This is a genomic window from uncultured Chitinophaga sp. (genome assembly GCF_902168175.1).
Classification (GTDB): Bacteria; Bacteroidota; Bacteroidia; order Chitinophagales; family Chitinophagaceae; genus Chitinophaga.
Genome location: NZ_CABHOU010000025.1, coordinates 61,603 through 77,668 on the forward strand (window position 1 = coordinate 61,603; position 16,066 = coordinate 77,668).

Consider the following 16,066-nt stretch of genomic DNA (forward strand, 5'->3'; position numbering starts at 1 on the left):
ATACCAATAAAAAATTAGGGATGAAAACGATCATTACAGCTGCAGCTTTTGTGCTGATGACGGGTACGGCATTCGCACAAACCGGCCAGGACGACAATGTGAAGGCTGCAGCAGAAGCCGGCCGCGGTGTTATACTGGTAACAGGTATTATTAAAGATGCAGCCACCGGTAAACCCGCCGCAGGTATCCGTGTGGAAGTGGAAAAGTTTTCTGCTGCCATTACGGATGCAAATGGTAAGTTCTCTTTAAAAGTACCCTCCTACAACGCGCAGGTAGTGATCAGTGGCGAAGGTTACGATACCCGCCAGGTACCACTAAAAGGCCGAAAAAGCCTTTCCGTTAGCCTGCAGGACGCCAGTCACCAGTCGTTCAATGAAACGGTGACACTGCCTATGGGCACGCAACCTAAAACAAGTGTTACCGCTTCGGTAACCCAATATAATGTAGATGGCTGGACGGCTAACTCCGAAACAGCTGATGGGTTGTTGCAGGGCCGCGTAGCGGGTCTTAACAGCATTCGCCGCTCTGGTGTGCAGGGCGCAGGCGCCAACTTGTTCCTCCGGGGTTTTAATTCGCTGTATGCGACCAACAAACCGCTGATCGTAATAGACAATATGCTCTATGATAATAACGATTACGGGCAGAGCATCATCGCCAACAACTACACCAATCCGCTGGCACTCATTGATCCTAAAGACATCGATAACATTACCGTACTACGTGATGCTTCGTCTATTTACGGTACCAAAGGCGCCAACGGTGTTATTCTCATTACTACATCAAGAGCAAAAGAGCAGGCTACCCGCATTAGTTTCGGCGCCTATTCGGGCTTTAACAGCGCACCCGACAAGTTACCGGTGATGAAAGCGGGCGACTACCGCACTTACCTCAGCGACATACTGCAGAGTAAAGGTCTTACCGCCGCCCAAATCGCCGCCCAACCATTCATGAACGACGATCCGAAAGCGCCGGGATATGCCGCCTACCATTACGATACAGACTGGCAGGATGAAGTGCTGAAAAGCAGCATGACCAATAACTTCTACCTGAAAGTAACCGGTGGCGACAACATTGCTACTTACGGTTTGAGCGTAGGCGCCACCAAAAACAACGGCATCGTAAAAAACACCGATTTTTCGCGCTACAACACCCGTTTTAACGCAGAATTTAACTTTACGCAAAAGTTTACCGGTTACGCTAACCTTAGCTTTGCCTACAACGAGCAAAACCTGAAAGACCAGGGACAGGCAGAACATACCGCGCCCATCTTCCTGTCGCTTATCAAATCCCCCTTCCTCCACACCCATGTGTTGAACGACGAGGGTGTACAGAGCCCGAACCTTGCGCCGGTAGATACACTCGGCATTGGTAACCCATCTGTACTGATCGGTAAAATGCAGGCTTACAACAAATATTACCGTTTCCTCGGTTCTTTTGGCTTTAAATACGACATTAGTGACAACTGGAGCGCCAGCACATTATTTAGCGTGATGTACGACAAAGTGCGCGAAAATATATTCGTGCCAAGCGTAGGCGTTGCGAAAGACACACTGGCCAATGCCATCGCCAAAAACAGGCTGGGCTCGCAGGTTAAACGCATCTTCTCCCTTTACAGCGACAGCCGCATTAGTTATAACAAAAACATCAACAACGCTCATAACATTAGCGCCAATGTAGGTTTGCGTTACCAGAAAAATAGTGCTGAGCAGGATTTTGCGTATGGGTTTAACTCTGCTACCGACGAACTCGTAAGCGTGCAGAACGGTCTGGCCGGCTTACGGCAAGTTGGCGGTGGTATTGGTGAATGGAACTGGATGAGCATTTACCTGAATGCCGACTACAGCTTCCTCAACAAGTACTTCCTTTCCTTTAATGTAGCTGCCGACGGCTCTTCGCGCTTCGGCAAAGACGTTGACAAAGGTATTAGCATGAGCGGCACACACTGGCCGGTAATGCCTTCTATCGGCGCAGCCTGGCTCATTTCTTCCGAAAACTTCATGACCACCTCCTGGATCGACCTGTTGAAATTACGCGCTACTTACAGCATAACAGGCAACGACGATATTGGTAACTATACCGCCCGCCAAACTTATGGCGCACAGAACCTGCTGGGTATGCAAGGCCTGGTAAGGAACGGTGTGGCCAACACCTCACTTCAATGGGAAACCGTGAAGAAATTCAATGCAGGCCTCGACTTCGCCATCCTGAACGAGCGCCTGAGTTTGAGCTTCGACGTGTTCAATAACAAAACGAGCAATATGCTGGTATACGAGGAAATTGGCGCAGCAACAGGCTTCTCCACTATCCTCACTAATAACGGCAGCATGAAAACAACCGGTTACGAAGCCGCCGTAAATGCGAGGATCGTCAACAGTCCGAAAGTGAAATGGGACCTGGGTGTGAACATGAGTACTTACAAAAACCAGATCATCTCTGTACCAGGCGGCAGCATTACCAATGAATATGCAGGTGCCACGCTGTACAGCGGTAACGGTTATCCGGCCTCCCAGTTCTGGGGGTATAAAACAGATGGCGTGTATGCTACCACTGAACAAGCGCAGACTGCAGGTTTAAGGAAGAAAAACTTCGACGGCAGTTACAGCTCATTCGGTGCAGGCGATGTAGCCTTCGTGGACCTTAACAACGATAAGATCATTGATGATGCCGACCGTCAGAACATCGGTAATCCTACTCCCGATTATATCGGTGGTATCAGCAACCGAGTGATCTGGAAAAACTTTGAATTTAACGCCCTGTTCACCTTCAGCAAAGGTAACTCTGTATACAACTACACCCGTTACCGCCTCGAAAGCGCTTCGGGCGTAGAAAACCAATTGGTGAGTGTAAACAACAGGTGGCGTTATGAAGGGCAAACAGGCGCTTCTCCTAAAGCTACCTACGGCGATCCGCTGGGCAACAGCCGCTTTTCCGACAGGTGGATAGAAGACGGATCTTACTTCCGCCTTCGCAGCCTTTCCCTGCAGTACTACATTCCCATTCAGAAAAGCATCCTGAAAAGCGCTACCGTGTATGCCACCGGTAACAACCTTTTCACCCTCACCAATTATAAAGGGTACGATCCTGAGTTCAGCGCAAACCCAAGCATATTTTCCCAGGGTATAGACACTGGCCTCGATCCGCAGTTCAGGAACGTGACATTGGGTGTAAGGATCGGATTGTAAAATTATCAACCTAAAAAACGAATTGCTACGATTATGAAGAAGATATCAATAAAAATTTTCCTGCTGGCGGCCGCTGTGTCCGCAGGATCGGTATCGTGCAAAAAAATATTCGACGTAAAACCAAAAACAGAGCTGGACGTAAGCCAGATGTACCGCGACGTTTATGATGCAGATGCAGCATTAATTGGCCTGTACGGCAAATTCATGTTGCTCTCTGAACAATATATCATTTTGAACGAACTGCGGGCCGACATGCTGGAATACACCAGTAATGCAGACGAGAACCTGCGCCAGATAAGCACGCACAGCGCCACGGCCAGTAATCCGTATGCCAGTCCCCGCCCCTTCTACGAACTTATCATCAACTGTAATGATGTACTGAAGAATTTCGACATCATGCGGAAGGACAATAAACTGAATGAAACAGAATATGCGCATCGTTACTCTGATGTGGGCAGCCTGCGTTCGTTCCTGTACCTGCAGCTCGGCATCCACTTTGGCGAAGTGCCATACGTAACCAGTGCGCTGGAAACCGTAGACGCGATCAAAGACCAGAAGAACTTTCCAAGATTGAGCTTTGACGCCCTGCTGGATACCCTCATTAAATTCGAAGAAGCCTTACCCTTTAAAGGAGAATACCCTGCCGGTACTAACCTGAACATCACCGTAGACGGTTACCCTACCGCCAAATGGTTCATCAACAAACGTGTGTTATTGGGCGACCTGCACCTGTGGAAAGGCAATTATAACAGCGCTGCCAGCTGGTACAGAGAAGTAATGGAAACAGGTACTACCGGTACCCAGAACGGATCGTACTACAGCATGTATAAAGTAGGCTGGGACAGCAACGGCGATATAGATCACTACATTAACTATGGCCGTGCAGGTGATGCCAGCACGCTTACACTGAATTCGCAATGGCGTTTTATGTTCGAGCAGGCCATGACCACCGAAGGCTTCCGCAGAGAGTGGGTTTGGGCTATACCGTTCGATAATAAGTTTAAGCCGGGTAATCCTTTTATCAAACTGTTTTCGCCCGTTGGCGGTCAGTACCTGGTAAAACCTTCGCAGGATGCCATTGACAGGTGGAACAGTGAAAAACAGCGCCCTGTAACCGTAGCAGGCACTGTATCGGGCCTGCCTTACGATGCACGCGGTCAGCTTACCTGGCGTGAAATCGGCGGACAGCCAGTGGTAATGAAATACCTGTATAACTACCTGAACTATCTGACCAATGCGCCTACCAATATTTTGCAGAAAGATGGTAAATGGTTCCTGTTCCGCCAAACGCACCTGCACATGCGTTTTGCCGAAGCCGCTAACCGTGCAGGTAAACACCGCCTTGCATGGGGTTTCTACAACTCCGGTTTCGCCGGCGCTTATCCTGCCAGCGGCTCCAATGTGACCAATTTCCAGAACACACTGTCAGAACCCTATCCGTTTAACTTCGACGGCCGTAACAGCGGCAGCACCGGCGTACCTTACTACAGGGCCGACTGGTACAGGAACATCGGCATCAGGGCCAGGGCTAACCTTATTGACCAGGCCGTACCTGCTACCGACAGCTTACTGAACATCGAAAGCGGATTGATTAATGAAACAGCTCTCGAAAACGGATTTGAAGGCACCCGCTGGCCCGACCTGCTGCGCATCGCTTTGCGTCGTAACGACCCGGCTTTCCTTGCTGATAAAGTATATGCCAAATTACAGAAAGACGGTGTTGCCGAAGCTTCTGCCGTAAGAGCCAAACTGATGAACAAGGCAAACTGGTACCTGCCTTTTAACTTTTAGACGATTAAAATAGTAACTTATAGACATGTTGAAATGGAACCATCTGTGCATATGTGCCCTGCTAACTGCCAACGCCGCTTCGGCGCAGGTAAAGTGGCCAACGGTAACCCAAAGTGCCAAACCCTGGACCCGCTGGTGGTGGGAAGGGAGTGCTGTAACTGAATCCGGCCTCACCGCCACTATGGAACTGTATAAAAAAGCAGGACTGGGTGGATTGGAAATAACACCGATTTACGGCGTTAAAGGACAGGAGAAAGAATTCATCCCCTTTCTATCAAACAAATGGATGGACCGGCTGCAATACACCTTAAAAGAAGGCAAAAGGCTGGGATTAGGGATAGATATGGCCACCGGTACCGGCTGGCCCTTCGGAGGGCCCTGGGTAACAGACGACGATGCCAGTAAATATGTCACTTATAAAACTTATCAACTCCAATCCGGCGCGCTCCTCAGCGAGCCGGTGGAGTTTATACAGGAACCGTTGTTCCGCAGCGCTAACAGTACACCCTTCGATAAAACACCGGAAGTACTGGAGCCTATATCGGCCACCAAAAACCTGCAACAACTGGCAATAGACCAGGTACGTTTTAAAAAGCCACTGCCACTGATAGCCCTGCTGGCGTACGATGCAAAAGGCAACGTAACCGACGTTACCGCGAAAGTGGGCAAAGATGGAAAATTGAACTGGAAACCAGCTACCCATGTTACCCTCTACGCCCTGTTCCAGGGATGGCATGGTAAGATGGTAGAACGCGCCGCACCCGGCGGCGAAGGCATGGCAATTGATCACTTCTCCCTGCCAGCTATTCAACACTACCTTGGTCATTTCGATACCGCTTTTAAAGGCCGCGATTTATCCAGCCTGCGCAGTTTCTTCAACGACTCTTACGAGGTAGATGATGCAAGAGGACAATCGAACTGGACACCTGAATTTTTTGCGGAGTTCAAAAAGCGTCGCGGGTATGATCTGAAGAATGAATTACCTGCGCTGTTCGAAAAAAGCGAAAATGAACATCACCTGCGTGTACTCTACGATTACCGCATGACGGTGTCCGACCTGCTGCTGGAAAAGTTCACACAGCCCTGGCATACATGGGCGAAAGCAAAAAACAAACTGATTCGCAACCAGAGCCATGGCTCCCCTTCAAACATACTTGATTTGTACGAGGCCATCGATATCCCTGAAACAGAGGGTACCGATATCCTGCGTTTCAAATTCGCGACCTCGGCTACCAGCATTGCAGGCAAACCATTTGCCTCTGCAGAAGCAGCCACCTGGCTCGACGAACATTTTAAATCTACTTTAGGTGATGTGAAACAGTCGGTGGACAAATACTTTATCGGCGGTGTAAACCACATCTTTTACCATGGCACTAACTACTCACCACCCGGTGCAGCCTGGCCCGGCCAGTTGTTTTATGCCGCTGTTCACTTCACACCCGCCAATCCCTTCTGGAGGGATTTTGACGCTTTAAACAACTACGTAGCCCGCTGCCAGAGTTTCTTACAGCAAGGCAAAAGCGATAACGATGTATTGCTTTACTTCCCCTTCCACGACCGCAACTCTCAAACCGGCCGCGACCTGTTACATCACTTCGATGGCATGGAAGGCTTTGGCAAAACCAGTTTTGAATTTGCAGGAGAAGAACTGCTGAAGAACGGTTATGCTTTCGATATGATATCCGACAAACAGGTGCTTAAACTTACAGGCAAACTGCAATCGGTTGGTGGCAACTACCAGGCATTGTTATTGGCAGATGTAAAGTACCTGCCGCTGGAAACACTGCAAAAGCTCCTGCAGCTCGTAAACAACGGTGCTACGCTGCTCGTGTATAAACAATTACCACAGGACGTGCCTGGTTTGGGTAACCTGGCTGCAAGGCAGGCGGCCTTTAAGAAACTGATCTCCGGCATTCGTTTTAACAGTGAAGGACAGGCCATCATCGGTAAAGGAAAAATAATCATCCACAAAGACATTAACGAATTACTGGCGGCCGGTAAAGTACGCCAGGAGCAAATGGACGGACTGGAATTTGTAAGAAGGCGCGTGAACAACGGGCATTATTACTTCATCAGCAATCCTACCGGCAAACGTTTTACTGGTTACATTACACCGGCCGTACAGGAAAAATACGTACTGGCATTTGATCCTATGCAACAACGCGCGGGCATTGCCAACACGCAAACAGGTGCAGATAAACGCCAGCAGGTGTTTATTGACCTGGAAGCCGGCGAAAGCTGTATACTGCAAACTGGTAACACACCATTCTCCGCATCTCCTTACCCTTATACTACACCCACCGGCAAACCGGAGGTAATTAACGGTGCCTGGACTTTAGAATTTCTCGAAGGCGGCCCGTCGTTACCCGCCACCGCCACGCTGAACAAACCAACGGCGTGGACAGCACTGGAACAACCCGGTGTTAAAGAATTTTCCGGCACCGCGAAATACAGCGTAAACTTTAAACAACCCGCTCATCAAAATAATGCAGACGCCTGGGTAATAGACCTTGGCAAAGTTTCGCAAAGTGCGGAAATTGTACTGAACGGGAAAAAGATCGCTAAACTGATCGGCCCTGTGTTCAGGTACACCATTCCGGCCGACGCTTTTAAAGCCGACAACCAGCTGGAGATCATCGTTACCAATGGTATGGCGAACCGCATTATCGATATGGAGAAAAAAGGCATCAGCTATAAAAACTTCTATAATATCAATTTCCCTGCAAGAAAAGCAGAGAATCGCGGCACCGACGGACTGTTTACGGCCGTTAACTGGCAACCCGAACCTTCGGGACTGTTATCGGAAGTTACCTTAACACCGGTGAAAGTATCACAGCAGAAAGCGATTAAAAAAGATATGTTACAAGCCGTTCCTTAACAGACGGAAAACCACGACTATTACATGAAAGTTGCTCTATTTATTTTAAGTGCGTTCAGCTTTATGACGGCCAATGCCCAGCGCATTAACCGCGAAGCGCTCGTGCGCAGACACACCGTTCGTATTCAACAGGCCGATTCCTTATCGTCGCTCTCACTCGGCAACGGTAACTTCGCATTTACTGCCGACATTACCGGCCTGCAAAGCTTTCCCGATACTTATGCCGGTGGCGTGCCTCTGGGCACTCAATCGGTATGGGGCTGGCACAGCTATCCTAACACAGAACAGCTGCGGTTCGATGAAACGCTGCGTGTATATGATCTCGATGGTCGAAAAATCCCTTATGCTGTTCAGATAAAAGAACCGGAGCGGAATAAGAAAGCTGTAGAGTATTTCCGTGTAAACCCTCATCGTTTGCAATTGGGCAATGTTGGTTTAGTATTGATAAAAGAAGATGGCAGCAAAGCGGCGATAGGTGATATTAAAAACATTAAACAGGAACTGGATATGTGGACGGGGGAGCTTCGCAGTTCCTTTACCGTGGAAAATCAGCCGGTGCAGGTAACTACTTATTGTCACCAGCAGCAGGATGCGATTTCTTTCCGCATTAACTCACCACTTTTAGCCTTACAGCGTATAAAAGTACAGGTGCAGATACCATCGCCTAACGGTCAGTTTAAAGACGTGGGTAACAACTTTGTAAATTACAGCGGGCAGCGCCTCGAACTAATCAGTCAGCCCGCAGGCATTGCGCTAAAAGTATTGATAGATACCAGTTCCTACTTTGTAACGATGGCCTGGCAGCAGGCCGCAGCGATGCAGATGCAGAACAACCGCCTGTTGATCAATCCAGGTACGGGCGCGCAGTTTAACTGCACCGTAGCCTTTTCCGAAAAGCAGCCATCGCAGCCCCTCCCGGCTTTTGATCAAACGGCACTAAGCAGCAAAACAAGCTGGAAAGCATTTTGGTTAAGTGGCGGCGCGGTAGACTTTGCGGGGAGTAAGGACAAAAGAGCGGCGGAACTGGAAAGGCGCATTATCCTTTCTCAATACCTTACCAAAATACAATGTTCAGGCGCTTATCCTCCGCAGGAAACAGGACTTACATTCAACAGTTGGTATGGCAAACCTCACCTTGAAATGCACTGGTGGCATGCCGTACATTTTGCTTTATGGGGCAGGCCCGAGCTGATGGAGAAAAGTCTTGACTGGTACTTCAAAGCAGCGCCGCTGGCTAAGGAGCAGGCTCAAACTCAACACTTCGACGGACTGCGCTGGCAGAAGATGGTAGACCACGAAGGAAACATATCACCATCGTCCGTTGGCTCGTTCCTGATATGGCAGCAACCGCATTTCATTTACATGGCCGAATTGCTGTACCGCAGCAAACCCGGTAATGCCGTGCTGGATAAATACAAAGAGCTGTTGTTTGCTACGGCAGATTTCATGGCCTCCTACCCTGTGTATGATTCTGTAAAAAAGCATTACAACCTTGGCAGGGGACTTATACCGGCACAGGAATGCTTCGATGCCGTAAGTACGTTCAATCCTACTTACGAACTGGCTTACTGGCACTGGGCGCTGAATGTAGCGCAACAGTGGCGTAAACGCGCCGGACTTCCGCGTAACGAGAAATGGGATCAAGTACTGAACAACCTCGCTCCGTTACCTAAACAAAATGATGTATACCTGGCTACCGAAAGCACGCCGGATTGTTATACCAACGAGCGTTACCTGGCCGATCATCCAGCCGTACTGGGCGCTTACAGCACTATTCCTGCCGCTAATGGTCTTGATACGACCATCATGCGTAATACACTTAACCTGGTATGGAAGATCTGGAAATGGAACGACACCTGGGGCTGGGACTTTCCGCTTACCGCAATGACAGCGGCCCGCCTGCACGACCCTGTCAAAGCAATAGACGCTTTACTGATGCCCATACGCACAAATACTTACCTCGTAAACGGGCATAACTACCAGGATGGCAGGCTTACCATTTACCTGCCCGGCAACGGCGGTTTGTTAAGCGCCATCGCTATGATGTGTGCGGGTGTAGACGGCGATAAGGGCACTAACATAGGCATCCCTAAAAACGGCAACTGGAAAGTGAAGTGGGAAGGATTAAAAAAGATGTATTAATGACAGGGAAACGAAACCATATAATCACCCTGCTTCTTACCTGCGCCAGCACATTTGTACAGGCGCAAACCACACCGCTGTGGCATAATAAACCGCGTACCGTACACTACCTGCCTGAGGGTAACGACTTCGTATGTACAAACGGCAAACTTAGGTTTAACCGGGCCTTATACGGTACCAATACCGGCTTTAGGGCCGAGGCAGGCGACTTACCCGATTTTGCACTGTACCTGCCGGGTATGGGTGGTAATTTCAGGTTTGGGTTGATGGAAAATACCGGTAACAAGTGGCTGAGCGAAGCAGCGAATATCAAATCCATTTACCGCCCCGGCGGTATGTTATACGAAATAAGCGACCCTATGCTGGGCAACGGCAAAATGTACATCCGTGTACTGGCGCTGGCTGCAGCAGAAGGACTCATCATCGAAACATCGTTTGAAAATGTAAGCACGCCGGTTACACTCATGTGGGCATACGGCGGCGCTTCCGGCAAAAAGTTCTCCCGCGATGGCGATATAGGTGCCGATCCTGAATCGGTGTTTTACCTGCACGCAGTAAATTGTAAGGATAATAAGTACGAACTGGGCGGCAACCGCTTTGTGTTATCGGTGGGTAACGGCAAACAGATAACGGGGTTAATGCCCGCCGCTGTAAAAACATCCGATGCTACGCATACCGGCATCAAAGAAATTATCAATGGTGATAAAAAGGATGCGCCCATTGTAACCGGCAGCATGCCTGTAGTCAATACCAAACAGTACTTCCTGCTGAAAGTGGGCGATACAAAAGAAACCGCGGCACAACTGCCTGCATTATTTAATGAAGCGGAGAAATCGCGTCAAACACTGGCTAACCGTGTACAACTAAAAACACCCGATCCTTACCTGAATACATTGGGCGGTGCGTTAAGCGTGGCGGCCGATGGCATTTGGGAAGATCCCACGTACCTGCACGGCGCAGTAGCCTGGCGTATGCGCCTCAACGCATGGCGAGGCGCGTATGTGGCCGATCCGCTGGGTTGGCACGACAGAGCGAGGAAACATTTCTCCAGTTATGCTTTATCACAGATTACAACACCGCCTGTTACGGGCGTGGTGGCCGATACGGCGTTAAACCTGGCCCGCCAGCAGGAGAAAGTAGGCAATGCCTTATTCAGCGAAGGTTACATTTGCCGCAATCCCAATGGCGATATACGTGCGCACCATTATGACATGAACCTCGTGTTCATCGATCAATTGCTTAACCACTTTAACTGGACAGGCGACCTGACTTACGTACGTGAAATGTGGCCGCTGCTTAAGCGCCACCTGGCCTGGGAAAAACGCAACTTCGACGCCGATAACGACGGCCTGTACGACGCCTACGCTGCCATTTGGGCCAGTGATGCGCTGCAGTACAGCGGTGGTGGCGTAACACATACATCTGCCTATAATTACCGTGCAAACAAAGTAGCGGCACAACTGGCAAAGTTATTAAAGGAAGATGGCAGCGCTTACGAAAAGGAAGCCGATCATATCGCCAAAGCGGTTTCGCAACAACTGTGGCTGAAAAGCAAAGGATGGTACGCTGAATATAAAGACCTGCTGGGCAACCAGCTCGTTCATGAACACCCCGGTGTATGGACCATCTATCATGCGATAGATTCAAAATTGCCGGATGCCTTTGAGGCCTGGCAAAGTTTGCAATACGTTCAATCACAACTACCACATATACCGGTGCAGGCCGAAGGCTGGAAGGAACAGGGTTTACAACTGGTAAGCACCACCAACTGGCAGCCTTACACCTGGTCGCTTAACAACGTGGCGCTGGCGGAAAACCTGCATACAGCGCTGGCTTACTGGCAGGGCAACCGTAGCGAGGATGCGTTCGCACTGTTCAGGAGCGCGTTGCTCGAAAGCATGTACCTCGGCGCCAGTCCGGGTAACTTCCAGCAGCTTTCGTTTTACGATGCCGTGCGCGGCGAATTGTACCGCGACTTTGCCGATCCGATCGGCATGGCCGCACGTAGTCTTGTAGAAGGACTCTTCGGCGTTCAGCCGGATGCGCTGAACAACACATTACTGATACAACCAGGTATGCCTGCCCACTGGAACGAGGCTTCCTTATCGGTACCGGATGTAAGCATTGCATTTAAGCGCACTGGCAACACGGACAACTATGAGATCAAATCTTTCTTCCCTAAAAAAATGAATTTAAAACTGGTCGTACCGGCTTTAAAAGATAATTGGGAAGATGTGGTGGTAAATGGTAAAAAGGTGACCGCGCAAATAGCACCTAACACAGTGGGTAAGCCGTCGCTGATCATCAATGTCGCTCCGGCGGCCACTTACAATGTGGTAATCCGATGGAAAGGGAATAATATCTCTACCCCGGTATTTAACAACCTCAGTCTGACACCTGGCACCGCAGCGGTAACCAACCTGTTCGATCCACAAAAGTGTTTCAAACGGGAGGTAAAGAACTTTAAAGAATTTACGATCGCTGAAAATGTAACACCCGGTAACAAAACATTCTTTCTTCAATTAGAGCAGGGCAAACTGAAATGGTGGGCGCCGGTGAGCTTTAATGTTGAAGGGCATACAACGATTACGAAAGAAGCGATTGTAAATAACAACTCCGTTTTCGAAAAAGTAATGGTCCCTTTCAATGAAAAGGTGACGCAGATATTTAAACAAAAGTATCTGTCGCCCCGGCCCGCTGTACCTACGCTGCAACTGCCAACACAGGGTATTGGCAACTGGTGTTATCCAAATGCTACCGCCAATATCAGCGACGAAGGCTTAAGAAAAGCGGCGGGCGCGAATAATGAAGTGCGATCTTCCAAAGGTGTACCATTCAGTACGCCTGGCGATAGTCTTCAAAAAAATATACTGTTCACTTCCATGTGGGATAATTATCCGCGCCAGGCGAGTATTACCGTTGGTGGCAAAGCATCGCACCTGTGGCTGTTGCTGGCCGGATCGACCAATGCCATGCAGGCACGTATGTGCAATGGGCTGGTAATGGTGAATTATACGGATGGAAGTACAGACACGCTGCAACTAAGAAACCCGGAAAACTGGTGGCCGATTGAGCAGGACTTTATGGCGGATGGTTTTGCATTTACCACCAGTGCTGCTCCTCCTGAAAGGCTGTACCTGAAAGATGGTGTATTTGCAAAAGGCAAAACCAGGTACGATGCCATTAAAGGTTTCTCAACACGCGCGGTGGACGGTGGCGCTGCTACTGTGCTGAACATGCCGCTGCAGCCCAACAAAACGCTGCGATCTATTTCGCTGCAAACGGTGGCCAATGATGTAGTGATCGGATTAATGGCAGCTACTTTATTACGAAACGAAGCACCTGCAGCTAATACCGCTGTAGCTATAAAATAATATCCGTACTGATGAAAAGACTAATCTTATTACCGCTGTTACTCGCTGCTATGAGCCATGCATCTGCCCAAAGGCAAATGGAACGCCTGGACCGTGGTGTGATCGCCATTCCGGAAAACAATGGCGGCAATTTTATAAGCTGGAGAATGCTGGGCACCGACGATCCGGCCATTGGCTTTAACGTATATCGCGCCAATGCCGGCAAAAAAGCAGCGTTAAAAAAACTGAATACTACTCCGATTACGAACGTTACTTCTTTCCATGACGACAAGGCTGAAAACAGCGCTGCATATACCTATGTAGTAAAGCCCGTCATCAGGGGTAAAGAAGTGAATGAACCTAACAGCTTCGAGCGGAAGGCGAATGCCGCCGCTTACCTGTCCATTCCGCTGAAAACGCCATTGGGTTATACGCCTAACGATGCCTCTGTGGGCGATTTGGATGGCGATGGCAGTTATGAAATTATCTTACACCAAACCGGCCGTGCAAAAGATAATTCGCAGGCAGGCATCACCGACCCTCCTATTTTCCAGGCCTACAAACTTGATGGCACATTACTTTGGACGATCAATCTTGGTAAAAACATCCGCGAAGGTGCGCACTACACACAATTCATGGTGTACGACCTCGATGGCGACGGACGTGCAGAAATAGCCATGAAAACAGCCGATGGCACGATCGATGGCAAGGGCAAAGTGATCGGGGATTCTACAAAAGACTATCGCAACGACAAAGGTTACATACTGGCCGGGCCAGAATTCATGACCATCTTTGACGGGCTCACCGGTGCCGAACTGGCCACCACCAATTACATTCCGGCCCGTCATCCTTCTTCCATCAACCCTACCACCGACGAATTAAAAGCTGTCTGGGGTGATGGGTATGGCAACCGTATGGACCGTTTCCTCGCCTGTATTGCTTACCTCGATGGCAAACAACCTTCGCTGGTGATGACGCGTGGTTATTACACCCGCTCCGTACTCAGCGCCTGGAACTGGCGTAACGGCAAACTCACGCCTGTATGGACATTCGACAGTGATGAACCGGGCGATAAAAACCGCGCCTACCGCGGCCAGGGCAACCACAACCTTACTGCTGCCGATGTAGACGGCGATGGTAAAGATGAAATTGTATTTGGTGCGATGGTAGTAGACGATAACGGAAAAGGTTTATACTCCACCGGCCTCGGTCACGGCGATGCCTTACACGTAAGCGACCTTGATCCCAGCCGTCCGGGTTTGGAGATATTTGATATACAGGAGCGTTTCGATGATGCAGGCGCACACTTCCGCGATGCCCGCACCGGCGAAATACTCTGGAAAAAACCAAGCATGAAAGCCGGCGAAGATGGCGAAGGCCCCGGCCGCGGACTGGCGCTGGACGTAGATCCGCGTTACCCCGGTTACGAGTGCTGGGTAGCTGGCGCTGGTATTACCGGCATGTTCGATGCAAAAGGCAATAAAATTGCCGACAGAACACCCGCCTGTAACATGGGCATCTTTTGGGATGGCGATGTGTTAAGTGAAATACTGAACGGCACCAATATCGATAAATGGGATTATCAGAACAGCAGAACACAACCTTTGCTGGATGCTGCCAAATTCAATTGTGTAAGGAATAACGGTACCAAAGCAAACCCGGTACTGTCTGCCGACATACTTGGCGACTGGAGAGAAGAAGTGATTTACAGAACAGCCGACAATAATGAGCTGCGCATCTTTTCCACCACTATTCCTACCGATAAAAAATTCTATACACTGATGCATGATCCGCAGTACAGGTTGAGTATTGCCTGGCAGAACGTTGCCTACAATCAGCCGCCGCATACCGGTTTCCACCTGGGCGAAGGCATGCAGGCACCACCGAAACCGAGCATCATCATCAACCCAACAAAAAGCAAAAAATAGAACAACATATGAAGATCAGGAAATATCTTTCGCTTTTAGCTATTGTACTGCTGGCCTCTTCCTTTACCTGGATGGCACCCAAACCTACGCTGTACATTATTGGCGACTCCACCGTACGTAACGGCGACGGTAGCGGTAAAAATGGTCAGTGGGGATGGGGAACGCTGGTACACCAATACTTCGACACCAGTAAATTAACCATCGCCAACCACGCTATTGGTGGCCGCAGCAGCAGGACATTTATCAACGAAGGTCGCTGGGACAAGATACTGGAAACATTACAGGCAGGCGATTACGTACTCATCCAGTTTGGCCATAACGATGGCGGTCCGCTGGACGATACAGCCCGTGCCCGCGGCAGTATTAAAGGCATTGGCGAAGAAAGCAAAGAAATTTACAATCCTATCCGCAAACAGCAGGAAGTAGTATACACCTACGGTCACTATCTCCGGAAATATATTAAAGATGCGAAAGCCAAAGGCGCGATTGCGATCGTTTGCTCGCCCGTCCCACGCGACAACTGGAAAGAAGGCAAAGTAAACCGCAGCAACAACGATTACGGCAAATGGGCAAAGGAAATTGCTGAATCGGAAGGTGTGCCCTTTGTTGACCTCAACAATCTTATTGCCGATAAATATGAAGAGATGGGTGCAGAAAAGGTGAAACCACTATTCTACGGCGACCATACGCATACCAGCAAAGAAGGCGCAGAGATCAATGCCGCAGTAGTGGCCTCCGGTGTTAAGAACCTGAGCAACTGCTCCCTTAGTACTTACCTGAAAGAAAAATAAG

The 16,066-nt window shown here is 49.5% G+C and carries 7 protein-coding genes; all 7 read left to right on the forward strand.

All coding sequences use genetic code 11. The annotated features are described in order from the left end of the window. Positions 1-20 precede the first annotated feature (20 nt). Genes QZT80_RS03655 through QZT80_RS03685 form a run of 7 tightly spaced genes read left to right on the forward strand, consistent with a single transcriptional unit; the run spans position 21 to position 16,065 of the window. On the forward strand, positions 21-3,182 hold the full coding sequence (locus tag QZT80_RS03655) for a SusC/RagA family TonB-linked outer membrane protein (protein WP_295117825.1): 3,162 nt from the start codon (positions 21-23) through the stop codon (positions 3,180-3,182). A gap of 33 nt (positions 3,183-3,215) precedes the next feature. Next, positions 3,216-4,973: a RagB/SusD family protein gene (locus QZT80_RS03660; protein WP_295117828.1), complete on the forward strand. Its 1,758-nt coding sequence runs from the start codon at positions 3,216-3,218 to the stop codon at positions 4,971-4,973. A 25-nt stretch (positions 4,974-4,998) separates the two neighbouring features. Next, positions 4,999-7,851: a glycosyl hydrolase gene (locus QZT80_RS03665; RefSeq protein ID WP_295117831.1), complete on the forward strand. Its 2,853-nt coding sequence runs from the start codon at positions 4,999-5,001 to the stop codon at positions 7,849-7,851. A gap of 24 nt (positions 7,852-7,875) precedes the next feature. Then, positions 7,876-9,993: a hypothetical protein gene (locus QZT80_RS03670; protein ID WP_295117834.1), complete on the forward strand. Its 2,118-nt coding sequence runs from the start codon at positions 7,876-7,878 to the stop codon at positions 9,991-9,993. Then, positions 9,993-13,367 (forward strand): DUF4450 domain-containing protein, encoded by a 3,375-nt coding sequence (locus QZT80_RS03675; protein ID WP_295117837.1) that lies wholly within the window; start codon positions 9,993-9,995, stop codon positions 13,365-13,367. The genes QZT80_RS03670 and QZT80_RS03675 overlap by 1 nt, the downstream gene beginning before the upstream one ends. An 11-nt stretch (positions 13,368-13,378) precedes the next feature. After that, positions 13,379-15,274, forward strand: coding sequence for a rhamnogalacturonan lyase (locus QZT80_RS03680; RefSeq protein ID WP_295117839.1), 1,896 nt, complete (start codon positions 13,379-13,381; stop codon positions 15,272-15,274). A gap of 8 nt (positions 15,275-15,282) precedes the next feature. Next, positions 15,283-16,065, forward strand: a complete 783-nt coding sequence (locus QZT80_RS03685; RefSeq protein WP_295117841.1) for a rhamnogalacturonan acetylesterase — start codon at positions 15,283-15,285, stop codon at positions 16,063-16,065. Position 16,066: the final 1 nt, after the last annotated feature.

Coding starts and splice junctions, on each gene's coding strand:
- QZT80_RS03655 (WP_295117825.1), top strand. CDS start 21: ATGAAAACGATCATTACAGCTGCAGCTTTTGTGCTGATGACGGGTACG.
- QZT80_RS03660 (WP_295117828.1), top strand. CDS start 3,216: ATGAAGAAGATATCAATAAAAATTTTCCTGCTGGCGGCCGCTGTGTCC.
- QZT80_RS03665 (WP_295117831.1), top strand. CDS start 4,999: ATGTTGAAATGGAACCATCTGTGCATATGTGCCCTGCTAACTGCCAAC.
- QZT80_RS03670 (WP_295117834.1), top strand. CDS start 7,876: ATGAAAGTTGCTCTATTTATTTTAAGTGCGTTCAGCTTTATGACGGCC.
- QZT80_RS03675 (WP_295117837.1), top strand. CDS start 9,993: ATGACAGGGAAACGAAACCATATAATCACCCTGCTTCTTACCTGCGCC.
- QZT80_RS03680 (WP_295117839.1), top strand. CDS start 13,379: ATGAAAAGACTAATCTTATTACCGCTGTTACTCGCTGCTATGAGCCAT.
- QZT80_RS03685 (WP_295117841.1), top strand. CDS start 15,283: ATGAAGATCAGGAAATATCTTTCGCTTTTAGCTATTGTACTGCTGGCC.